Here is a 22,314-nt window from a genome sequence, read left to right as displayed (position 1 = left end):
CAAAGGCAATAAACTAACAGGTTAGAAAAAAATCTTCAAAAACCAGGCACTTGAACAAATTTTGATCATATATAGGTGATATCCGTTCGAATTTGTTGAGGAGGATATCATGATGCTTAGGTTACCTATGGAACAATATTTCGGTCAGTTTGAACCGGTTTTTTTATTTTACGGGGCTATGCCTACAGGCGTTACTGTTTCGGAAACCGGGCGAATTTTCGTTTGTTTTCCGAAATGGGGAGACGACGTTAAATTTACGGTGGCTGAAATTGTCGGGGATACATTACAGCCTTATCCTAATCTTGAAACTAACTTGGTAAACCCATGGAATATCGCAATGTCTTTCATCAGTGTGCAAAGTGTCGTTGCTGATGGAAGGGGAACACTTTGGGTATTGGATACAGCAGCACCAAATTTTTCTGAACCTATAATAGGGGGAGCAAAATTAGTCGCTGTAGATTTAAAAACAAATACGATCAGCAAAGTATATACGTTTAGAGAAGATGTAGTGCTGCCAACAACTTACTTGAATGATGTCCGATTTGATTTTCGTGTCGGCAAAGCAGGCTATGCATATATCACGGATTCTTCTTCTAGTGGACCAGGAGCTATTATTGTCGTAGATTTAGAAAATGGAAATGCGTTTAGGCGGTTAAATGGAGCAAATTCAACCTCACCGGATCCCTATTTTTTACCGAAGGTAGAAGGTAGAATTTTGATGAATCGCAACAAGGACGGCTCAACTTCGCCCTTCAGGCTGGCCTCTGATGGTATAGCGATTTCCCCTGATGGAAAGACTTTGTTTTTTTGTCCACTAACCAGTCGTCAACTGTACTCGATCTCAACAGAAGCCCTAAGAGACAGAACGATACCGGATATGAATCTACGTTATTATGTGAAGTATTGGGGAGAAAAAGGCGCGTCTGATGGAATGATCACCGATGCACAAGGAAACGTTTATGCTGGAGATTATGAAAACAACAGTATCCGAAAGATATTGCCGAATGGCATAATGGAAACTATCGCACATGATCCGAGAATTTTATGGCCGGATACGTTTTCGATTGGTCCGGATCAATACTTATATGTCATTGTGAACCAATTACATCGGCAGGCGAGATTTCATTATGGAGTAGACCTGCGACAAAAACCTTATTGTTTGCTTCGTATGAAAATTGATGAATTACCTGCTCCTACATTCGAATAGAAAAACATTAATCATCTAATTTGTAGATCAGTGGTATTATTGCGATAGGCAGTTTATCAGAAGCGGGGAAGGGGAAGTTTGGGCTTTTAAAGAAAACAATCCCCTATCGTATACAGGCCTCGCATTCCTCGACAGCGTGAAGCTGCCATGCGAAGGATGCGGAGGCAGACGGTTCAAGGACATCAGGCTGGCAAGCGGCAGCAGCATAAGAAGGGCAGCATCTAGATGATGGACGAGCAGATGACCGGCCTGCATATGTCGTCAGATATCGGCCAACTGCCGGACATCATGAACCGCCCATAAATGCCGGCAATACACGTCACCGAGCATAACCTCGATGTGATCAGCCAAGCGGATTGGATCATCGATATGGGGCCGGACGGGGGCAGCAAGGGCGGCCAGGTGGTGTTCGAGGGCCTGCCTGCCATCCCAGGTGCCAAACAGACCATGGATCGTCTTGAGGAGCATCTGGCATAAAACCAGCGGCAATCCACAGTCCAGGAATGCCGCCGGTTTTAATTTAAGAACATACGTATACATAATGTTCAATAGTGGTGCTAGACTTAACATTCAACAGATCAGAAGTAGATCTAACGCAAAACAAAAGGTTGAATTTGAGGATCAGGAAAAGCGAGAAACGTTCGTGGTCAAGCATGAAAATACATTCGGAAGGTGAATGTTGTTCGTGTCTACTGTCAGGACGTGCTGCTGGATCGACTAAAGGCATAGAGGTGGGGCTGCGTGAAATATTTGACAAAAGATGGTACGATTTATGCTGCCAGCGGACAGGGCTTCATTTTGGCATGAGGGCGCATAAAGGAGCATATGTACGTGACGAAGCACTCTATTTGCGGCTCTATAGAAGAAAGGAAAGGGAATTTGTAAAAATGCAGCGCGAGGTTTACGATGTTGATCCTCGGTTTATGCTTGAACAGGACGGCGCGCATTATGTGCCTCTTGATAAATGGATATGTCATCCGAACAAATTTCCCATATACAGCAATTAATTGCGACTTATGATGTCCGGCCTCCTTTTGACGAGGTGAAGTGTAAGGAAGAGTTCAGCATCAATCACGGGCGTCGATGTAAGGAAGCGGCTCATCAACTGCCGGACGAGTTGTCTTCCCGCATTGCAGATATGCGGGTATTTTCACTAGGCTATTGTACAAAAGAAGTATTGCACGAGTTGAGACAACTGAGTATAGAAAATGAAAAGCTCATGATGCTGATCTTAGAAGAGTATAGGCAGGCTCAACAAGCGGAGAACATTCCAGAACATATTCGCAACCATTTCGGTTTTCACGATTGCAGAGTAATGGAACTGACTACCGGCAAGCAGATTATCATGCGAATGGACACAGAGGGCGGGTTCACTAATTTCAATAAGATCACATTTGATACAGTTGAAATTATCTGGCAAGATGAGCATATTGTGGGCAGTCACTGGATTTATGAAGAACTGTATTGTACGGATGAAGGCTATGAAGCCCATATCCTGTTTTCAGGTGCGGGAATGCCTGAACTTATTATTCGTTGCGCAGACATTATTATAGAACATGAATGAAGAAAACATGTATGAGCAGCTCAACAAAGGAATGAAATTGAGAGAATGGGTGACCGCTATAGATGTTCGATGCGCCCTCTTTTCCGGCTGGTATTTTGCAAGATACAATAAACCCTAGGATTACGTTTTAAGAACCCTGCGGATCGGCTGAGGCCAATCCTTGGTTCGTCGAAAGGAAGTGGATTGAGCGGCATCGGAGAGAATATACTGAAAACGGGAGAGAAATAATGACATTTTATATTGGTTCAATTGTTATTACTGTAATTATTGGATTACTTTTGAAATACAGCAGATTATCTCATCCCTTTTCACGGGCGGTATTAATGTTGATCATTCTTAACGTTGTAGTAAGCATCTGCTTATTGGAGAATGTATTCCAAAATCAAAATCCTGTTTTAAATGACGGAATTGGAATTAGAAATAGCTTAGCTTATTTAATCATTGGTGAAGATGGATGGACACATGAACTTTTTAAAGCAGCGTTTGATCAATCTATATTTATGACGTTAATTCTTTTAGGGGTATATTTAATTCTTCTAATAACCGAAGAGTGGCCAGGAAAGAAGAGAAATACTCGATGATTGGAGGCGAGATCCATGACATGAACAGATATTTAACGCATCTTGAAGGAAATGAAACTACATTCGCTCAATTCGGTGGGACGCCGTGTACACGGAAACGTTACCTGAAATCATTCCATATAGATAAACTCAATACATCTGAGGTGATAGTGTGCTAGATCCATTCACAAAAAAGAGAATAATAAAAATCATGGAAGATTACGTTGAAACGAGAATTCCGAAACACATAAGAGATAAGCTTAAATTGTCATACAGCATTAGAGGTAACAACGTGACATTAATAGAGGAGAGACCTGCTTTTAAAAGCGATCAGTGGGTTCAATTAAATATTGCCCAGTTCCGGTTAGACCAGAATAAGTGGAAAGTATATTGGCAAGATAGTAAGAATAAATGGCACTTTGTTGACGATATTGAGCCTGATGAAGATTTTGAAAAACAGTTATCGGTAGTAGACAAAGACGAAAGAGAAATGTTCTGGGGATAGGGACTAGAAAGAAGAACGTTGAAAGTGGTTCAAGAAAACAATGACTTCAGATAACACCGCGTTTGCGCTGCGGGACCTGACAAGGATGGAGTTATGGTTTTATGAACAATTCAAGAATCCAATTCAAGGTATTTGTAATTTTGATAATTTCCGGTTTTGTGAGTCTGATAGCTATTATTACATGTAGTTCTGGCTGTTCAGGTAACAACAACCACAAAGCGGAAATTATTTTTTATGGAGAAGGCGAAAATTGGATAGCTAAATATAAATCAGATTCATCTCAAGCAGTAAAGGAAAAGGTGACGTTACATTTTTTCTATAAAGGTAGCTTACCTGAATTAGCCACGTCAAAACAAATTGTATTTTCATACGGGACAACAAATGGAAGTATTACGGCGGATACATTAAATTTCGATAAAGTAGATAGAGCTTATTTTCAGGTTGAATTTGACCGCGATTTAATACAAGGTATTGTCGGAAACATCAATGAAAAAACTTTGGTTATTGTTAAATGGAATAATAAAAGCGAGTCATTAAATTTAACCCAAAATGAAAATTCTTTTTGGACATTAGTTACTTTATTGCAACTTCATTTTGACGAAAACAAAGTGGAGAGTCAAGACAAAAAAAATAAACCAGTATTGTATGGGTGGGGAATTGTAAGAGGACAAGAACATATATCGAAATAAAACCGCGCGTATCGCGGTTTTTTTGTTTTATCAATACAACTTCTTGTCTTTTCCAAAGACAAGAAGTTGTATTGTTTTCCGGAGAGGGACATGATCATGTTGTGTTTGCCACAAACAATAAACGATATAAATTGTCATCCCATTATTCAGTATACAGTATATCTTGATGTCCCGAAATTCGGCCTAATATATTGCAACCGGAAGGAAGCATTACATATTTGAGTGAGGTCGAACCTTTAAAGCCGCATTAATCGCGGCTTTTTTTTAATAGGATCACGTTCTTGACAAGAACGTGATCCCAATCCCAAGACTGGTAACTTGGAATAAGCGAAAGACAAAGTGGAACTATCATAATCCTGATTTGATGTGCTGGAACCCACAAGCTAAATAATGAAACGTCACAAGGGTGGAGGTGTGGTAAAATAAGGGTTAAGCTAACTGGCAGGATAGTTTGAAACACTCCGCCAATATCTCACTGATGAATTCATTATAATGAATTAGGAGAAACCTGATGAAAATACTTGTACTTGGGGGCAGCATTTTCTTTGGCAAAATGCTCGTTCAAAAGTTAATTACTAAAGGTATTCATGATGTTACAATAGCAACTGGCGGAAATAAATCGATTGAACGTGAAATAGCATCAAAAGCTAGACATCTGGTAATTGACAGAACAGAACCAGACCAAATGCATTAAGCATTTGGAACTGAAAGTTTTGATGTGATTTTTGATCAGATTTGTTTTAATCCCATAGATGCAAAAATGGCAGTTGATTTATTTTCAGGTCGTGTTAAACGCTACATCTTCATATCTTCTATGGCAGTATACGATGGTTCGTTAGAGGTTCTTACTGAGCAGAAATTTGATCCTTACCACTACCACATTGATTTATCGCAAGATCACTTTGATATAGCTCAATAACTATCGGGGGAGGACAAAAATGTCCTCCCCTTATTTGGATTAAAAAGGTATCATTGAACTAAAGCGCAGATGTTTTCAATGAAATATGCAGAGTATAATTGTTTCAAACATATACTTAAGGCTTATTGAGGAGGCTGGGTGCTTTGGGAATTAAAGCGGTGCTTTTTGATTTAGACGGTACGTTATTGGACCGTGATACCTCTCTTATGCTATTTGTTCGTGACCAGCACAACCGATATCCACAATTTCAAACTATTGAAAGGGATTTTTTTATGCAGCGTTTCATTCAACTTGATAATAATGGATATGTTTGGAAAGATAAAGTTTATCAGCAGCTCATAGCTGAGTTCTCTATTCAGGGAATAGAATGGAACGAACTTCTAAATGATTATTTGAGTGGTTTTCAAAGGCATTGTGTCGGCTTTCCCAATTTGCTGAATATGCTTACCCAGCTAAAAAACAACGGATTAAAGTTGGCACTCGTCTCTAACGGTTTTGGACAGTTCCAATATGATAATTTTAAAGCATTGGGTATTGCCCATTTATTCAATGAGGTTCTTATTTCGGAATGGGAGGGATTGCGAAAGCCTGACCCAGCCATTTTTATGAGAGTATTATCTAAACTCGGAGTCGAACCAAAGGAAGCTTTATTCGTAGGAGACCATCCTGAAAATGATATAAGAGCGAGTCAAGCAGTAGGTATGAAAGCCGCATTGAAACAAAACGATGCGGTTTCTTCTGGAGTTGACGCAGAAATAATTATTGATGATTTAGGGGAGTTAATCCAATACATACTGAACTAACGGAGACGTTAGTTGAACCAGCACAAGAACGCAGCACGGCGGCCTTTTCTCAGCTAACAGGCAGTAATGCTGAAATAAGGAAATTATTAGATAAATTTACCCTTTACTACAAAAATGATGACTGGAAGGAATGCTTATGAAAATACTTGTTCTCGGGGGTAGTAGTTTTTTTGGAAAAAAGTTAGTTCGAAAATTAATAAATCAACATGATACCGATGTGACGATTGCCACTAGGGGATTGACCAAGATCGATGAGGAGATCTCTTCTAAGACTAGGCAGTTAGTTATCGATAGAACTGACCTCAATTCGTTAGAAAGAACTTTGGGTAGTGATGATTTTGATGTTGTTTACGATCAAATTTGTTTTAACCCCGTGGAGGCCAAGATAGCAGTCGAGGTGTTTTCGGACCGTGTGAAACGTTTTGTATTAACATCCTCCATGGCAGTCTATGATGGAACTCCAGAACTTCTAAGAGAGACTGATTTTGATCCCATAGTATTTACCACAGATCTAACACTCGCTTCTTACAATTACAAAGAAGGAAAACGACAGGCTGAAGCTTACTTGTATCAGAATGCACCCTTTCAAGTAATATCTGTGCGTCCTCCAGCAGTTATCAGTAGTGATGATAAAAGATTTGCTTTTTATATAGCTAAAATACTAAAAGGAGAGCCCATTGGTACTTTAGGGTCTTCAACGATAAGCTTTATTTCTGCCAATGAAATTGCCGATTTCCTTCTTCACATTGGAACGAAAACAGACTACATAGGCCCAATCAATGCCAACAACTCGGGCTATTATAACACTGAGGAGTTAGCGCTGGAAATTGGAAGGGTGCTCAATATCTCACCGATATTCGATATTAAAGAGAAGTCCCCATATTGTGTTGAACAGACATTGAAAATCTCCAATGAGTTGGCCACCTCAACTGGCTTTACATTTAGATCAACGAAGGCAGTGATTCGCGAATTGGTGAATGAAGCGGTCAATGTAAAGTAAAGATTACGCTAACGAAGAACGATAGTGCAGTAACGGTTGCTGTGGCAACCGTTTTTGTTTTCTCAACTAACGGCAGGATAATGTTGGAAAACTGTCGAAAAAATAATGATCGAACTCATCACTAAGGGGGATTCAATTGTCATACAACGACAAATGCGTTTTTTGCAATCAAGAAATAGAGAAACGCCAAAAGCAAATCCTACGGAATAATCACTGCATATTCTTCCAAATGCCGCAAGAGGTTCTAATCGGTTCTGGAGTCATTGTCCCAATAAAGCATCGAGAAAATGTTTTTGAACTAACCGAAGAAGAATGGCTGAGTACATATTCATTGTTACAAGAAGTAAAGAGACATCTAGATGAGTTGCATTATCCTCAAGGTTACAATCTTGCGTGGAATACGAATAAGGCAGCAGGACAACATTTATTCCATTCACATTTGCATGTTATACCTCGTTTTGAAGATGAGCCTTTAACTGGCAAAGATCTGAGAAGTTTTATTGGATCGGAAGAAAACAAACGAAATGTATGAAGCTAACGGGACACCATAGTGAAATGACCAGGGAGTAGATCGCCGCGGCGCACTACTCCGTGGTCATCATTGAAGTCACGGGCAGATATCTTCAAGAGATTTCATTACTACGCAACTCCAAATTGGTAAGATAACAGGTAAAACAGAATGGGCGGTGCGCGGTTGAAGAAAATTATGGTTTATCACTACGATGCCTTCAGCAATATTCCGAATATGGGAAATCCAGCAGGAGTCGTCTTCGATGGCGAAACTCTCTCAGAGGATCAAATGCAGGAAGTGGCGGAGAAAGTCGGGTTTAATGAAACGGCGTTTCCTTTGAGATCCGATAAGGCAGATATCAAAATCCGCTTCTTTACGCCAGGGCATGAAATCAATCTTTGTGGCCACGCCACCATGGCCACTCTATACGCTTTAAAAACTAAGGGGTTACTTGGCGCTAAACCCGATCTGAAGATTGAAACAAAAGCAGGTGTTTTGCCGATTAAATTTACTTCACACGACGGACTCTTCATCACCATGACACAAGCTGTTCCCCAGTTTCATGAATTTAATGGTTCTATTAAAGAACTGTCTCACGCGATGGGCATCGAAGAAAGTGAAATTGAAACCCATTTGCCAACGTTGTACGGCAGCACGGGTACGTGGACACTGTTGGTTCCCATCAAGAGCCTGGCTGCATTCAAACGTATGCAACCCGATAATAAAGTTTTTCCAAATGTGCTGAAGGAAATGCCCAGATCATCTATCCACCCATTTTGTCTGGAAACTTATGATCCGAATGCGCATATGCACGCGCGTCATTTTTCTTCTCCGTTTTCTGGTACCATTGAGGATCCAGCCACTGGAACTGCATCGGGAGTAATGGGTGCTTATTACGCCAGATACATAGACAAACAGGCTCCTTCATTGAATCTCCTAATTGAACAAGGACATGAGATAGGTCGGGATGGCAGGATCAGAGTGTCGGTAACCGAAAACGGTAATGAGATAAAAGTTACTGGCAACGCTATTTATGTAAATGAATTCGAGGTATCCATATAATCAGTATACTTACGGGAACCCTTGGTTCAGCGATCCAGGAGCAGTTTACTATCGTCGTAACTAATTCCTTCTGTCATTAACGGCAAGCTTAACGCAATAATCGCTTGCCTAAGTATGAATATTCAGACTATAATGAAGTGAATATTTGGTATGCGCGACTGGCGTAAACGTGGAGTACCACGAGGGAGCACATATTTATACAGCCGTACGCCTGGGCAGAGGTAAGGGATTTCGATCCCCTACCTCTTTATGCTTTAGAAAGGGCTGATAAGAATGAATGCGGAAAAATTATTTCTTGATGGAAATCAAGTGGCTGACAGTATTAAGGGAAAGTTAATGGATCGAGTAACCAAGCTTTCTAGGAAGGGGATTGTGCCTTGCCTAGCAACTATATTAGTTGGTGAAAATCCTTCATCAAAGACATATGTACGTATGAAGGGAATAATTGTACATCCTGATACAAAAAAGGAACTCGAACTATTAACAAGAGCGCACGATTGAGCTTCGGGCAGTAATCTTAAACACCGTATAATGTGGATGATACTTGAGTTCAACGAAGGTTGGTGAATAAGATTATTGTTTTTGAAACGACAAGGTTATTTTTAAGACAGTACAAAGACGAGGATTTCTCTGCTCTGCATTCAATTTTTTCAGAAGAGGAAACCATGCGATACTATCCCGCACCATTCAGCATGTCAAAAACTTATGACTGGATTGAAAGAAATCAAAGCAGATACAAGAGTGACGGATTTGGATTATGGGCTGTTTGTTTGAAAGAAACAGGCCAATTAATTGGTGATTACGGTCTTGTTAAACAAACAATAGATGGACGCATTGAAGTTGAGGTTGGGTACCATACCAATAAACGTTTTTGGTCGAAGGGATTTGCTACGGAGGCAGCATTGGCTTGTAAAGCTAGTAAGTATTGTAGACCCTAGAAATACTTCTATTAGAGTCGCTGAAAAGATTGGATTCGGAAATAACAAAGAGTCATTTATCTTCATTAAGACTCATTTTATTTATTCAGGTGTCCCGAAGAAATTATGACCAAATGATTACCGCTGATTAAGCTAACGGGAGACGATAGCATTCCTGTAGGGCGTTAATTACGATCTTTGCAAAAAGAAGAGCGCCTCGTTATGCTAAAGGGCAGTTTACGTCAATGAACCATGAGAAACTTCTGAGGCGATATGACGTAATATTAGGAAAAATATAGCGAGGAATATAAAATGCAAACGCTGCTGCTAATAATATTTATTGTAGTTCTTCTGGTTGGCATCAATGCAGATAGTTCTAAGGATAGAGTTGATTTATTGACATATGTATAAAATACGGGTTTTGTGAATAAGTAATATAGAAACTAAATTAGCAGGATCAAATTTACCGTTTTCGTTTTCTTTCCCCTTGAACGATTCCAGCTATTTAAGCCGCGTCGATCGCCCCGCTGCCCAGTCTGGAATAAGCTCAGCATCGGCGAATTTGTTATTGTTATTAGAAATAAAAAGATCACCGTTTGCAAACAGTGATCTTACCGCTAGCCGATAGCGAACCTTCAGCGACAAGTAATTTAGCGGCCCTAACCAACATCACGGTCATTTCCGAACGCGTAATGGTGTTCTCCGCCCGGAATGTTCCATCCGGATATCCTTGTATAATTCTTGCAAGCGAAGCTTCCGCAATAAATGGTTTTACCCCACTCGGGAAGCTGATCCGCATCTTTAAACGACAGAACGAGCCCAACCTTTTGCTCCAATTGGATTGCTCTTACGAGCTCGCGGCAAGCTCTGCTCGAGAGGTTGATGAATTCGGGCTAATCGCAGCTGACCTAAGAATCTACCAATTGACGCTCTTTAACAAGAAAGTGGCTTCCCTTGCATCTATCGCTTCAAATGCGAAAGTCATAAGCGCTTTGCTGCCGCTCTCCCCCGGACCGTTTCTATATTCACATAAGTATGATAAGGAAGCACAGTATCGATTTCAGTTACTTTCTTTTCTATATAGACTGAATTTTTGAATTGCATGCTCATCACTGCAGCCATAGATACGAAAAATAGCAGATTGACCGTTATGTTAAGTATACTACGACTATTGTAGGGTCCCTTCAGAATTGTTTTATACCATCTCATGGACTAGAATACCTGTAATTTGGTAAGCCAAGGCCGCTAACAGTAGTACGGTCATCGTGACATCAATGACTAACTTGATAAACATATTTCGATTCAATCCACCACCCTCCCACTACCCTTTGCGTTTCTTGTCGATCCGCATATTATCCCGATACTTCAGCGGAAGACCGGCTAACTTTATTATGTATGAAATTTAGCCTAATTGTATCAGAGGACAGTATTCCCCCTTTCGAATTTAATAATATGACTCAACAACAAAGCCACCATACTATTAGTTAAGGTGGGTCTTCAGCCTCCATAGTTTGGTCATTTTTGGACTTTTGAATTTGATCAGTTTCTGAGTGATGTATGATTTCTGACCAATCACTTTCAAGTGGCAGCCTCAATACTTTTCTGAGGTCTAATACGCCATAAAATAAAGAAAGAGATACATGCAATTGCCATACATACCCAATAAACGTCACGTAACCCTGCAAACTGAGCAATAATACCGCCACCTAAGCTTCCTAATAACCTTCCAATAATGGACCCATTGTAATAAATCGTCGAGGACATCCCCGGTGAGTTTGGAAGCAACTCCGTGAAATAGCTTAATCCGTTACCCATAACTATTGCAACGACCACGGCCTGCAGAAGCTGTGCTGCGATAAGTTGCCAGGTATCTGTAGAAACACTGAGTATAATATTGTAGATAATCGCAATAAAGCAGGCGCTAATCATTAAGAAGTGATTGGATAACCTTCTCCCCATGGCGCCTAGCGCAAACATAATTGGAATCTCCAACCCAGCACAAATACTCACAACCAAACCTATATCTGTATGTGTACCATGAAGCTCTTTTACAATAAACAGTGGCGTGATGATCCCGTTTATGGCATTGACCGCAAACAGAAAGATGAAGGCTATCAACGGATACCAAATTTGTTTACGGCTTAGTGAAGATTTATCTGCGGTACCAGATCTTTTCTTTTGAACTGTTTTTCTACTAGGCAGATATAGGAGTACAAGAGATGAAATGGCCAGAAAAATGGCAGAGGTTCCCAAAAAGAGTCCTCTATAGCCAACAACTCCTAAAATAATGGTACCCACTAAAGGGCCGATCAGGAACCCGAGCGAAACAAGCGTGCGCAATGTAGACATCGCAAACGTCTTGTCATCGGAGTTGCTTTCATTAGCTGATTCCTGAGCATAGGCGTAAATTTGAGGCATGGCGGCAGCCCCCAAACCACTAAAAAAACTAACGATAACAAGCAAAGCGAAATAGTTATCAAATACGACATAGGAAGAATAAGCTAAAGCTGATGAAATCGTGGCTACAATAATAATTAGTTTACGGTCCCATTTACGATCCGAATGTTTACCAATATACGTGTTGGACATCACGCCACATAATGAACTTACGGCTGTGAACAAGCCAAAGGCACCTGCGCTCATTCCCAAATCCTCTATACAATAAAGAGCTAGATAAGGCAAAGTAATTGAAATTCCTATGCCGACCATTAACACACAGATGACAAATAGACGATATCCCTCAATAGCTAATATTTTTTTTAGACGTATGTACACTTTAGCCTCCTTCGTATCATATTGATGGCACTGTTCTCTTCCTTAGTATTAGGCCCCACTCTTCTGACGAACCGATAGCTGAAGTGAAGTAGTGTATCCTCATTATGCATGAGCCGATTGGCGGACCGTTATCTCGATTGTCTCAAATGATTGCCTAATTCTCTCTAATGGCTTACTCAATAGACAGTTCAAAAGTGATGTACAACAAAAAAGGCAGCTGGGTTGAGAACAGCTGCCTTTCCTTATTTCTTACATTTGGTTTTCAAACGAATGCTATTAATTCAAATTGGATACCCCAACCAGGTTTTGATCTGCATTTTCCGCTTTTTGCTCATAGGTTTCCTTGAGTCGCTTTATGTCCGTCTTAGGAGGAAAACCAAACATTCGAGAATATTCGCGACTAAACTGGGATGCACTTTCATAGCCAACCCGAAACGCAACTTCGGTAGCATCCGCCGACTCCCTTAATAATAGACTCCTGGCTTCTTGCAGCCGCAACTGTTTTTGAAATTGAAGTGGGCTCATAGCTGTGATTTCTTTAAAATGTCGATGGAACGAAGAGACGCTCATACTCGCAACATCAGCAAGTTCTTCAATTTTCAAAGGCTGATCATATTGTTGGATAATTTGATCGATTGCTTCCCTGATGCGATAGGTGTTGCTTCCTTCGATTGCAATTTGTGCCAGAGTCGAACCATATTGCCCTTGCATAAGTCTGTAAATGATCTCTTTCTTATGAATTGGAGCAAGATACGGAATATCTTGAGGAGAGTCGAGCAATTGAACCAAACGAAGGACAGCATCCAAAATCGTTGATTCGATTTGACCGACAACCATAGCACGTGAACCATTGTCCGTCGGACGGGGGTTTAATTGAGCCTCTTTCAATACCTCTAATATTTCATTCTGAGTTAATTCAAGTTTCAAGCTCAAATATGGAACATCAGGTGAAGCCTTAATAACTTGCCCGATGACTGGAAGGTTCATGGAGGTGATTAAGTAATTTGAGGGGCCATATTCTAGACGCTCATCAGCTAATAAGATTTCTTTCAACCCTTGGGCAACAAAACAAAAAGAGGGACTGAATACTCGATATGCTCTTTCATCCGACTTATCTGAACGAATTAAGAACAAGGATGGGATCTCTGTCTGCATTACTCCTGCTTGTTTACAATGACGGCTAATCAGACTTGTAAGCTTATCCTGACGTGATTTTGTTTCTTCGAACATAAGCCCTCCTTAATGTTTTATTTGTTTTATTATACGCCATTAGTATGCAAATAAGAAATGGTATTGAGAGGATTAGGCAATCATTTGAGACGAATTGAATATCCGTTTTTTGTCCACGCACGCATAATAGTATCACGAGCTAATTCGTAACGTTAAATCATCGGCGTTTTTGAGTATACTAATTTGCTTTTAAAGGAGGAAGAAATCAATTTTGAATAATTCCCATAAAAATGCAAAACTAAATAATCGAATTTGAGCTGTAAGATTACCAAGCTAAAATTCTACTGGAGGATTGAAAATGCAAAAAGTAAAGTTGAACAATGGCGTTGAAATGCCAATTATCGGTTTTGGTGTTTTTCAGATGGCTGATCCAAATGAATGTGAACAAAGCGTTTACGACGCCATTTCGGCAGGCTATAGGCTTATTGATACAGCAGCTTCCTATATGAATGAAGAAGCAGTCGGTAGAGCGATCAAGCGTAGTAGCGTGGCAAGAGAAGAATTATTTATTACCACAAAGCTTTGGGTTCAGGATACCGGTTATGAGCGCACCAAAAAAGCATTTGAAAAATCTTTGGAAAGATTGCAATTGGATTATTTGGATTTGTACTTAATTCATCAGCCATATGGCGATGTGTACGGATCCTGGCGCGCTATGGAAGAATTGTATCGTGAAGGAAAGATCCGTGCAATCGGCGTTAGTAACTTCCATGAGGATCGCCTGATCGATTTAATTGTTCATAATGAAATCGTTCCTGCTGTAAACCAGGTTGAAACGCACCCATTCAACCAGCAAATCGAAAATTCCAAATTCATGAAAGAGAACAATGTACAGATTGAATCCTGGGCACCTTTTGCTGAAGGGAAAAATAACTTGTTTCAGAATGAGCAATTAGTATCCATAGCTGAAAAATATAACAAATTAGTTGCTCAGGTGGTTCTGCGCTGGTTAACACAAAGAGAAATCATTGTGATTCCAAAATCGGTTCGTAAAGAAAGAATTATTGAAAACTTCAACATCTTTGATTTTCAATTAAGCCAACAGGACATGGAGTCAATTGCCGCATTAGATACAAAACAAAGCCTATTCTTTTCTCATCGCGATCCGGAAATGGTGAAATGGCTTGGTACTCGAAAACTCGAAATCTAATTGCTCCGAACTATCAATTATCAATAAAAGCAGTTCCCGGTGTGAGTTACGGCGTCGCTTGATAGCGATAAACTACATTTGACTCATTGGGGCGGATGCATTGATATCTGCCCTTTTTCTCTTAGCATGCGTTATACAAAAGAAATTTCTTGGGATCGCCACAAGCAAAAAGGAGTGAAGCAATATGGAACAAGTAATTATTGACCTTTCAAAGAGAAAATGGGAATGGATGATGGAGAAACAACTAGATCATTTAAGTAATCTTTTTCACGAAAAAGCCGTATTCGTCCACATGGGCGCTGCATTTTCTAAAAACGAGGAAATTGATGTAATTAAAACCGGTTCTATTATTTATAAGAATGTAGAAATTCAAGAAACATCTGTTCGGCTAATTGGCACAACTGCTATTCTTCTAAATAAGGTACGTCTGGTAGCTGTTGTTTGGGGAAATGAAGTGACGAATCCATTTGTGGTTACAGAAGTATATGTGCTTCAAAAGGAACAATGGAAACTAGCATCATTGTCTTTCACAAGGCTGTTAACACAATAAAGTAATATTGATTATACGAACTCTTTCATAGACAGACCCCTTTCATACCGGCAAAGCGCAGGAGAATAAAGCTACCCTGATCATTGTTGTGAATGCTTAAAAAGTTGAATCGTTACATTAACCAATTCGTCATTTCCTCTTACTTCTAATTCTCGCATTGTTATGATAACATTTTAATGCCGCAGTATTAGAAACCATCTTATAGGAGGAAGTTCGCTTTGGTGATTTTGCGTAATATCGTTGATCGGCCTATTTTCACAAGAGTTGTAATGTTTCTCATTATTGTTAACGCAATCCTTGTCGGGTTTGAGTCGTATCCTGCTGTATTTGAAGCTTACTTTTCATGGATACAAGGACTGGATCGTATTTTGTTATGGGCTTTTACAATTGAAATTCTGCTTCGCTTATTGTCTAGTCGTCCATTGTATTCCTTCTTCAAAAACGGCTGGAATATTTTTGATTTTATCATCATTGTCAGTGGTCATCTATTTGTAGGTACTGCCTTTATTACTGTACTTCGTATTTTAAGGGTTTTGCGGATACTTAGGACCATTTCTATTCTCCCATCGCTCAGACGGATTGTGACCGCCTTGCTGATGACTTTACCTTCACTAGGAAACATCGCCCTGCTCCTATCTATTCTATTTTATATCTTTGCCGTTACAGGAACTATGCTTTACGGAACGGTAATGCCGGAATATTTCGGATCACTTCATACTACCTTATTAACTCTCTTTCAGATTATTACACTTGAGGCATGGGCCAGTGGCGTGATGCGTCCTCTTCTCGAACTAGCACCTTGGTCATGGATCTATTTCGTTTTGTTTATCTTATTCGGTACGTTTATTGTGTTAAATTTGATTATAGGGGTCATCGTAACAAATCTCGATAAAGCGAACGGCAGCATCGATGAAGAACAAACACTTTCTGCCGACGAACAGCTTGCTTCATTACGTTCGGAGATCGCGGAGTTGAAGCAAATGATGAAACAAATGGCAGATCAAAAAAGTAATCACTAGCTAAAAAAGAAAAAGAACCTGTATCGTTAGAGCTGCCATACGCGGCCTTGTAACGACACAGGTTCTTTTTTTTTAATACTCTTTTTTACTGCGTGAACTTCCCATCTCTGTAATCCTGATAAGCCTGTCGGATTTGTTCCTCGGTGTTCATCACAAACGGTCCACGGGCAAATACAGGCTCTCGCAAAGGCTGGCCTGCATACAATAATACACGTAAAGGTGTAACAGCAGTCACAGCTATTTCGCTTAATTCACTGTCCTCCGCGGATCCAAGCCATAGCCCTTGCCGTTCACCAGCTTTAGTCTGTTCCTTGCCGAATAATCCTTCGCCTTCCAACACATAGAGAAAGCCATTATACGAGCCAGGCAGATCCTGCTTCACGGTTACGCCCGGCCCCACAGTCATCTCTACCATCGTGATGGGCACAACATTTTTAGTATCGGACTTTACGTCCCCAGAAGAACCGGAGAATATACGAATCGTCGCACCTTCCTCTTTACGAACAGGCATTTCGCTGCTGCGAAGATTTTGGTAGCGCGGTGAAGTCATTTTTTCACCACTAGGTAAATTGACCCATAATTGTAAGGAGTGAACCGTTTCACCTATTGCCGGATCTTCTTTGTGAATGACGCCGCGACCGGCAGTCATCCACTGCGCATCGCCAGGAAGCAGCTCATCCTTTCCACTGGTTGTATTGTCATAATGCTCCAGCTTTCCCTCCATCACATAAGTGACGGTTTCAATGCCGCGGTGCGGATGAACATCAAACGAACCCCTTTGAAACCAGTCCTCAGCGAGCATCAGGAATGGATCGTACTCTTCCCAGAATCCCGGCTCCAAGATGAGGCTGTTTTGATGTGTCGGACTAATGCGGTTCTTATGCGCTGTCCATGTACGTTTAATCGAACGTTGATAAACTTGGCTCATCGTAAAGGCCTCCTTAGTTCCATTAAGTAATGTTCTGTGTAAAATTATAGTCCATTTACTTACTAATTACAAGTTGCTATAAATATAATTGTGTGTAATTATCCCGTATAAATATAGGCATAACGAATTATCGTTCTATGCAAATTATGTCTAATTCACATTTTTTTCATAGTATGATTGAACTAAAAAGTAGAATTCGGTCAAATTATGTAGTATTATAAGACTATAAAGATTTCCTAAAGAATATTTTCCGTCAAATCGAAAAAGGCAGCCTTATTGAAAGATAAGTACGCAAAACTACAGACCTAAGGAATGGTATGATTCTATGGTGGCTGAGTTACCGAAAGTGTTGGATTCGATCAAATCCTTCATCTTTTGGTGTTGGATTTTTTTAATTTTAAAGGGGGCACTATGTAATGAAGGAAAGATATTACTCCACTGTCGAATATACCGATCGTTATGGCAAAGCCAATAAAGGATTTGAAATCTACTCTGAGCTCGGCAAAAAACCGACGATTGGCGATTATGTGGATGCATTTAAACAATCCGGATTTGATGTCGATATTACAGATTTTCTAAATATGACTTTTAAACCTAAAGACCCAGCTAATTCATCGTTTATTTCCCTTCGGGTATTAAGAACATTTAAAGACTATACATATTAATCTGTTAAGTAAGATTTAATACAAGCATAAAGTCCTATAGACTCTTCTCTATAGGGCTATTTTTCATTTACAGTCCTCAATCATTGCTGTTACAATATTGATATTGAGGTGAGACAAACATGAATGTGATTAAAGTGAAAGACCGACAAGATCTGGATAAGCGAATACCGGCTATGCCCTGGTTCGTGGAAAAATTTATTAACTATAAGATGCCTGACCTCTCCCCATCCTCACTGCTTGAATATATCAGAGATTATGAAACATTCTTTCAATGGTTGTTAGCTGAAGGCTTGACGCAATCCAAAACGATGAAAGAAATAGAGCTGGAAGAGCTGGAAAAGCTGCATATGGACAGCATTGATCATTATAAAATGTTTCTCTCAACCTTCAAAGATCATACGAACAGCAGAGTTACAATATCACGCAAGCTGTCCTCTCTGCGCTCGCTGTTTCATTATTTAAGCCAAATTGCCGAGGATGAAAACTATTATCCTCTTCTTAAGCGCAATGTTATGGCCAAGGTAACGATCAAACGTACGCATAAGCCTAAGGATACCGCCGCAAAACTGGAAGGAAAGCTGCTGCAGGAAGAAGAAATTTACGAGTTCATCGATTACATTAAGCGGCAATATCCTATTGATCTGGCTAATAACAAACAAGCCATCTATGCCTACGAGCTGAACAAAGTACGAGATGCCTGTATTATTATTCTTATCCTCAATTCGGGGCTGCGCGTTTCCGAGGTGGTTAACTTAAATATCGATGATATCGATGTAAAGAAGAAGCTTGCTTATGTGTACCGCAAAGGCGCGAATGACGACACCTTCAAAACACCCGTCTATTTCCGCCAGGAAGCCATTGACGATCTCACGGAGTATATGCGATTACGCGATTCGCAATACAAGGCTCCAAAACGGGAAAAAGCACTGTTCCTTGCGATCGCAAACGGGAAGCACGAGGGCTCCCGCATGACCAAACGCGCCATTCAAGAAATGGTAATCAAATATGCAAAGCGATTCGGCAAGCCTTATTTGTCCGTACATAAGCTGAGGCATTCATTTGCCACTGATTACTATTTACGCAACGATATATACAAAACCCAGGAGCAGCTCGGCCATGCATCGCCGGAAACAACACAAATTTACGCGCACTTAACCGACAAAACGATGGCCGAGGCCATCGACCGGCTCAAAGAAGAATAAGAAAATAACCTGAGGATCCTTCTCAGGCTTTTTCTTATTCTTCTAAATAAATATCATCCAAAAAGACCGCTCCTGTGGCTGTTTGATCAAATACCCATTCAATCTTATCAAGCCGGCTCGGGTCAAAACGTTTATCCAACGTTACGAACTCGCTTAACGGAATGAAGTAATCTTGAAAGACGGATTCGGTTGAAGTCTTGAGCCTACCGTTTTTTACATAAGGTGCCAATGGGCCTGCATTCAAGTAACGGCTCATAAAGACGGGGTGTATGGGCCGGATTTTATGCATTGGCAAGGCCACTGTAACCCCATCTGATGTCGTTAACTGAATGGAAAAGTCCAGCTGTTTTTCGAGCGCCACATCGGAATCATGGGCAAGCGAGAACACGATGCTTGAAGCATGACTTAAGCCGGAAGAGCTCCGGGATGGAAGGCTAATCGAATAACGGCCAGCGTTGTTATTCCAGGACAACAAGACCGCTCGATTCAACCGGTTGACATTATGGCGATTCCGCTTCTCCTGTTCCTCCCATGTTCTCAACTGCGTTCCTGCAATTCTTGCTCTTTTCATCGATGCCGTTATTTTCTCCTTATCCTCTTCAAAATCTGCCACTTTCACCATATCTGAAGACTTGAAACGGCTCAAATAACCGGTTTCGGGCAACCACTGCTTGGCGTTTTGCCAATCCTTGAACATTGGAATATACCGTTTATCTTCATGAAGTGTGGACTCCAGGAAAGCCGATATATAAGTTTGGGCGATGAACTGCTGTTCTCCCTCGGGCAGCATGTCCCGTGTGTTAAATAAAAAGCGGGCCGGCAATTTAATATCCATCTTTCCCCAAGTCGTATTAAATTGGCCATGATTGGCATGCTCAATATACAAGGAAGCCTTCATATATTGGGAAGCTCCGGAATCGCTGAATGAAACACGGTCATATTGACGATCACCGTCAAAGGTAGTGACATCGGAATCATAGGAACCGTGCAACACGAGATAATTAACATCATTAAGCTTCACGTATTTATCCTCAAGCTTCCGATCCGTTGGAGCAATGGCAATGATCGTATCAATCGGATAGTGAATGTTCGCCATCATTTCATCTTCCCCTGCCGCGCGATAAAAGGTATCGTAATCGGCTGCCAGTGCTGCAGCTTGTCCACCACGGGAATGTCCGATTAACGCGATTTTATCGAAATCAGCCTTTCCAAACAGCACATTGCCGGCAGTACGGCTAATTTGGTCAAGAGCTTGCAAATGCTGCAGCAAAATCCATGTGCGAAGAGGATAATCATCATTTGGTATCCCTGTCCAGGTGGAATAATTAATGAAATTCTCATCAATTGATACCGTCAAAAAACCGCGGCTCGCTAGAAGTTCTCCCAGATAACCGTAACCTTCATCAGAAAAATCCTCCATCGTATGGTTGCCATGCACAATCAGAACGACTGGGAACGGCCCTTCTCCTTGCGGGAGCCACACCCTGCCATTCAATGGAAAGGATTGGGGATCGAATCCCCAATACCTGGTTCTCCATTTATTCCAATTCGTAATGAAAGCAGACGCATCTACCGGGGCGGTAATGAGCTCCGCTTCTTCTGCGAATTCCTTTCTGCGAAGATCCTTTCCGCTGCCATACGTAAAATACCGTACCTCATAGGGTCCTGCTAAAGCGGGATTTTCAGCTTGAACCTGTTGTATGGCAGTCGGTTCGATCTGTTGAACAGGCTTAGAGGAAGAATCGTGCAGACCATAAGCGCCAGTTATGAAATAGACCATAACGCCCAGCAGCAAACCACTTATCGAGATTGTCATTCTGCGGCGCAATGTTTTAGGCTGCTTACTAAAAGCCAAATAACAGAATATGCCTGAAGCAATGCCAAAAAGCAGCATAAAGCCTGTTAATAGTGCAGCACCCTTTACGTTCATATTGGTATAAGTGAATGCTTTTGAGAATAAAAGAACTGCCCCGGTTACCAATCCTGTCAGCAACTTTGGCATTCGAAACGGCAGCCATATCAGTACAAGGCATACAACATTCGCAAAAAGAAATAACAATGCATTACCGGCAAAACAAATGAGCAGGATGAACAGAGCGTCAGCCGCTGGCCCAAAGCCTGTTGGCATATTCCATCCGGTCTCAAAAAATAACAACATGATGATGATATTGAATCCAATCATTCCCGATACATAAATAGCAGAGTCATAATCCGGCAGCTGCTGCAGCCTTTTTTTAAGTTGATTCATGTTCCATTCATACCCCGCGATTCTATTCCATTCCGTATTTGATGAATCGTAGATGATATATCGTTTAAGCCCTTTACTTTATTCGACATTTTATGTTTGTGTCCTGCATATTTAACTAAAATAACTGCCAAGAGAACACATGATAAAGAACCGGATGGACTCCATCTTTATGGAAGTCTATCCGGCCTTAATTACTGCTTACTATTTCAATTTTGCAGCGATCTCAACAAGTCGCTTCGCTTGATATTTAGCCGCTTCCAGTACGTCTTGTTCGATTTCACCGCTGTCATTTGCTGTAGCGCTTGTTCCGTATGGATTACCGCCGGCTTTGAACAACAAAGGATCCGTATAACCCGGTGTGACAACGATCGCCCCCCAATGATACATAGTCGTATACAGTGAAAGAATCGTCGATTCTTGCCCGCCATGCGGATTACCGGCCGATGTCATCGCGGATACGGCTTTATTCGCCAGCTTCCCCTGGCTCCACAAACCGCCAGTTGTATCAAGAAACTGTTTCATTTGCGCCGGCATATTGCCAAAACGGGTCGGTACGCTAAACAAAATCGCATCCGCCCATTCCAGATCGTCTAACGTTGCAACAGGAATATCCTTCGTCGATTCCAGATGTTCCTTCCACGCCGGATTCGAGTCAATCGCCGATTGAGGAGCAAGTTCAGCAGCCCGTACCAATCTCACCTCTGCCCCGGCTGCTGCGGCACCTTCCTCCGCGGCTCTCGATAATTTGTAATTCGTACCGGTTGAGCTATAATACATAATCGTTAAATTTACTGTACTCATGCCAAATTA

Annotated in this window: 22 protein-coding genes, 2 pseudogenes and 2 riboswitches; of the genes and pseudogenes, 18 read left to right on the top strand and 6 right to left on the bottom strand. The window is 41.0% G+C overall.

What is annotated here, in order from left to right; translation table 11 throughout:
* Positions 1-109 precede the first annotated feature (109 nt).
* The 13 genes and pseudogenes from IEW11_RS02400 to IEW11_RS02340 all read left to right on the top strand — a co-directional run bounded on the left by IEW11_RS02400 (position 110) and on the right by IEW11_RS02340 (position 9,867).
* Positions 110-1,207, top strand: coding sequence for an L-dopachrome tautomerase-related protein (locus tag IEW11_RS02400; protein WP_188528645.1), 1,098 nt, complete (start codon positions 110-112; stop codon positions 1,205-1,207).
* 109 nt (positions 1,208-1,316) lie between these two features.
* Positions 1,317-1,684, top strand: a pseudogene (locus IEW11_RS02395) (hypothetical protein); the annotation flags it as partial.
* 487 nt (positions 1,685-2,171) lie between these two features.
* Complete coding sequence (locus IEW11_RS02390) at positions 2,172-2,771, top strand: DUF4085 family protein (RefSeq protein ID WP_229724915.1); 600 nt, start codon at positions 2,172-2,174, stop codon at positions 2,769-2,771.
* Between the two features lie 227 nt (positions 2,772-2,998).
* Positions 2,999-3,352 (top strand): hypothetical protein, encoded by a 354-nt coding sequence (locus tag IEW11_RS02385; protein ID WP_188528643.1) that lies wholly within the window; start codon positions 2,999-3,001, stop codon positions 3,350-3,352.
* Positions 3,353-3,503: 151 nt separating this feature from the next.
* Positions 3,504-3,836 carry a DUF3024 domain-containing protein gene (locus tag IEW11_RS02380; protein WP_444543999.1) on the top strand — a complete coding sequence of 111 codons (333 nt, stop codon included), beginning with the start codon at positions 3,504-3,506 and terminating at the stop codon, positions 3,834-3,836.
* A 101-nt stretch (positions 3,837-3,937) separates the two neighbouring features.
* Positions 3,938-4,525, top strand: a complete 588-nt coding sequence (locus IEW11_RS02375) for a hypothetical protein (RefSeq protein WP_188528641.1) — start codon at positions 3,938-3,940, stop codon at positions 4,523-4,525.
* A gap of 511 nt (positions 4,526-5,036) precedes the next feature.
* A complete protein-coding gene (locus IEW11_RS02370) occupies positions 5,037-5,219 on the top strand; it encodes a Rossmann-fold NAD(P)-binding domain-containing protein (RefSeq protein ID WP_188528639.1) in 183 nt (60 codons plus the stop codon).
* A gap of 368 nt (positions 5,220-5,587) precedes the next feature.
* Positions 5,588-6,247 (top strand): HAD family hydrolase, encoded by a 660-nt coding sequence (locus tag IEW11_RS02365; RefSeq protein WP_188528637.1) that lies wholly within the window; start codon positions 5,588-5,590, stop codon positions 6,245-6,247.
* Between the two features lie 136 nt (positions 6,248-6,383).
* On the top strand, positions 6,384-7,247 hold the full coding sequence (locus IEW11_RS02360; protein ID WP_188528635.1) for an NAD-dependent epimerase/dehydratase family protein: 864 nt from the start codon (positions 6,384-6,386) through the stop codon (positions 7,245-7,247).
* Between the two features lie 136 nt (positions 7,248-7,383).
* Positions 7,384-7,779, top strand: coding sequence for an HIT family protein (locus IEW11_RS02355; protein WP_188528633.1), 396 nt, complete (start codon positions 7,384-7,386; stop codon positions 7,777-7,779).
* A 162-nt stretch (positions 7,780-7,941) separates the two neighbouring features.
* Positions 7,942-8,820 carry a PhzF family phenazine biosynthesis protein gene (locus IEW11_RS02350; protein ID WP_188528631.1) on the top strand — a complete coding sequence of 293 codons (879 nt, stop codon included), beginning with the start codon at positions 7,942-7,944 and terminating at the stop codon, positions 8,818-8,820.
* Between the two features lie 144 nt (positions 8,821-8,964).
* Positions 8,965-9,044: riboswitch (ZMP/ZTP riboswitch) on the top strand.
* A 49-nt stretch (positions 9,045-9,093) separates the two neighbouring features.
* Positions 9,094-9,321: a tetrahydrofolate dehydrogenase/cyclohydrolase catalytic domain-containing protein gene (locus IEW11_RS02345; RefSeq protein WP_188528629.1), complete on the top strand. Its 228-nt coding sequence runs from the start codon at positions 9,094-9,096 to the stop codon at positions 9,319-9,321.
* A 71-nt stretch (positions 9,322-9,392) separates the two neighbouring features.
* Positions 9,393-9,867, top strand: a pseudogene (locus IEW11_RS02340) (GNAT family N-acetyltransferase).
* Between the two features lie 459 nt (positions 9,868-10,326).
* On the opposite strand, the gene IEW11_RS02335 reads toward IEW11_RS02340, so the two are convergent.
* The 3 genes from IEW11_RS02335 to IEW11_RS02325 form a co-directional block, all read right to left on the bottom strand.
* Positions 10,327-10,536: an S-layer homology domain-containing protein gene (locus IEW11_RS02335; RefSeq protein WP_373289291.1), complete on the bottom strand. Its 210-nt coding sequence runs from the start codon at positions 10,534-10,536 to the stop codon at positions 10,327-10,329.
* Between the two features lie 779 nt (positions 10,537-11,315).
* Positions 11,316-12,512, bottom strand: a complete 1,197-nt coding sequence (locus tag IEW11_RS02330; RefSeq protein ID WP_188528625.1) for a sugar efflux transporter — start codon at positions 12,510-12,512, stop codon at positions 11,316-11,318.
* Between the two features lie 276 nt (positions 12,513-12,788).
* The gene (locus IEW11_RS02325; RefSeq protein WP_188528623.1) at positions 12,789-13,742 is read right to left on the bottom strand and encodes an AraC family transcriptional regulator; all 954 of its coding nucleotides are present in this window, start codon (positions 13,740-13,742) and stop codon (positions 12,789-12,791) included.
* Positions 13,743-14,040: 298 nt separating this feature from the next.
* Between IEW11_RS02325 and IEW11_RS02320 the strand changes: the two genes are divergently transcribed.
* From IEW11_RS02320 to IEW11_RS02310, 3 genes are all read left to right on the top strand, one after another.
* Positions 14,041-14,892: an aldo/keto reductase gene (locus tag IEW11_RS02320; protein ID WP_188528621.1), complete on the top strand. Its 852-nt coding sequence runs from the start codon at positions 14,041-14,043 to the stop codon at positions 14,890-14,892.
* Between the two features lie 184 nt (positions 14,893-15,076).
* Positions 15,077-15,442, top strand: coding sequence for a nuclear transport factor 2 family protein (locus IEW11_RS02315; protein ID WP_188528619.1), 366 nt, complete (start codon positions 15,077-15,079; stop codon positions 15,440-15,442).
* A gap of 221 nt (positions 15,443-15,663) precedes the next feature.
* A complete protein-coding gene (locus IEW11_RS02310; protein WP_188528788.1) occupies positions 15,664-16,461 on the top strand; it encodes an ion transporter in 798 nt (265 codons plus the stop codon).
* Positions 16,462-16,546: 85 nt separating this feature from the next.
* Here the strand turns inward: IEW11_RS02310 and IEW11_RS02305 are convergent, their stop codons facing one another.
* Complete coding sequence (locus IEW11_RS02305) at positions 16,547-17,389, bottom strand: pirin family protein (RefSeq protein ID WP_188528617.1); 843 nt, start codon at positions 17,387-17,389, stop codon at positions 16,547-16,549.
* A 256-nt stretch (positions 17,390-17,645) separates the two neighbouring features.
* A riboswitch (cyclic di-GMP riboswitch) is annotated at positions 17,646-17,734 on the top strand.
* A gap of 71 nt (positions 17,735-17,805) precedes the next feature.
* Here IEW11_RS02305 and IEW11_RS02300 point away from each other — a divergent pair.
* The gene (locus IEW11_RS02300; RefSeq protein ID WP_188528615.1) at positions 17,806-18,054 is read left to right on the top strand and encodes a hypothetical protein; all 249 of its coding nucleotides are present in this window, start codon (positions 17,806-17,808) and stop codon (positions 18,052-18,054) included.
* Between the two features lie 119 nt (positions 18,055-18,173).
* Entirely contained in the window at positions 18,174-19,256 is a 1,083-nt protein-coding gene (gene xerS / locus IEW11_RS02295) for a tyrosine recombinase XerS (protein ID WP_188528613.1), read from the top strand.
* Between the two features lie 34 nt (positions 19,257-19,290).
* On the opposite strand, the gene IEW11_RS02290 is transcribed toward xerS, so the two are convergent.
* Together IEW11_RS02290 and wrbA are read right to left on the bottom strand one after the other, a co-directional pair.
* Positions 19,291-21,504, bottom strand: a complete 2,214-nt coding sequence (locus IEW11_RS02290; RefSeq protein WP_188528611.1) for an alpha/beta hydrolase family protein — start codon at positions 21,502-21,504, stop codon at positions 19,291-19,293.
* 201 nt (positions 21,505-21,705) lie between these two features.
* Positions 21,706-22,305 carry an NAD(P)H:quinone oxidoreductase gene (gene wrbA / locus IEW11_RS02285; protein WP_188528608.1) on the bottom strand — a complete coding sequence of 200 codons (600 nt, stop codon included), beginning with the start codon at positions 22,303-22,305 and terminating at the stop codon, positions 21,706-21,708.
* Positions 22,306-22,314 lie beyond the last annotated feature (9 nt).

This window comes from Paenibacillus abyssi, assembly GCF_014640295.1.
Taxonomy (GTDB): Bacteria; Bacillota; Bacilli; order Paenibacillales; family Paenibacillaceae; genus Paenibacillus_D; species Paenibacillus_D abyssi.
This window is presented reverse-complemented; position numbering and strand designations above follow the sequence as displayed.

What these genes read in the sequence shown, in the direction of transcription:
- IEW11_RS02315 (WP_188528619.1), top strand. Translation starts at nt 15,077, where the DNA reads ATGGAACAAGTAATTATTGACCTTTCAAAGAGAAAATGGGAATGGATG.
- IEW11_RS02300 (WP_188528615.1), top strand. Translation starts at nt 17,806, where the DNA reads ATGAAGGAAAGATATTACTCCACTGTCGAATATACCGATCGTTATGGC.
- IEW11_RS02335 (WP_373289291.1), bottom strand. Translation starts at nt 10,536, where the DNA reads ATGCGGATCAGCTTCCCGAGTGGGGTAAAACCATTTATTGCGGAAGCT.
- IEW11_RS02320 (WP_188528621.1), top strand. Translation starts at nt 14,041, where the DNA reads ATGCAAAAAGTAAAGTTGAACAATGGCGTTGAAATGCCAATTATCGGT.
- IEW11_RS02375 (WP_188528641.1), top strand. Translation starts at nt 3,938, where the DNA reads ATGAACAATTCAAGAATCCAATTCAAGGTATTTGTAATTTTGATAATT.
- xerS (WP_188528613.1), top strand. Translation starts at nt 18,174, where the DNA reads ATGAATGTGATTAAAGTGAAAGACCGACAAGATCTGGATAAGCGAATA.
- wrbA (WP_188528608.1), bottom strand. Translation starts at nt 22,305, where the DNA reads ATGAGTACAGTAAATTTAACGATTATGTATTATAGCTCAACCGGTACG.
- IEW11_RS02290 (WP_188528611.1), bottom strand. Translation starts at nt 21,504, where the DNA reads ATGAATCAACTTAAAAAAAGGCTGCAGCAGCTGCCGGATTATGACTCT.
- IEW11_RS02385 (WP_188528643.1), top strand. Translation starts at nt 2,999, where the DNA reads ATGACATTTTATATTGGTTCAATTGTTATTACTGTAATTATTGGATTA.
- IEW11_RS02345 (WP_188528629.1), top strand. Translation starts at nt 9,094, where the DNA reads ATGAATGCGGAAAAATTATTTCTTGATGGAAATCAAGTGGCTGACAGT.
- IEW11_RS02390 (WP_229724915.1), top strand. Translation starts at nt 2,172, where the DNA reads ATGGATATGTCATCCGAACAAATTTCCCATATACAGCAATTAATTGCG.
- IEW11_RS02370 (WP_188528639.1), top strand. Translation starts at nt 5,037, where the DNA reads ATGAAAATACTTGTACTTGGGGGCAGCATTTTCTTTGGCAAAATGCTC.
- IEW11_RS02360 (WP_188528635.1), top strand. Translation starts at nt 6,384, where the DNA reads ATGAAAATACTTGTTCTCGGGGGTAGTAGTTTTTTTGGAAAAAAGTTA.
- IEW11_RS02305 (WP_188528617.1), bottom strand. Translation starts at nt 17,389, where the DNA reads ATGAGCCAAGTTTATCAACGTTCGATTAAACGTACATGGACAGCGCAT.
- IEW11_RS02400 (WP_188528645.1), top strand. Translation starts at nt 110, where the DNA reads ATGATGCTTAGGTTACCTATGGAACAATATTTCGGTCAGTTTGAACCG.
- IEW11_RS02325 (WP_188528623.1), bottom strand. Translation starts at nt 13,742, where the DNA reads ATGTTCGAAGAAACAAAATCACGTCAGGATAAGCTTACAAGTCTGATT.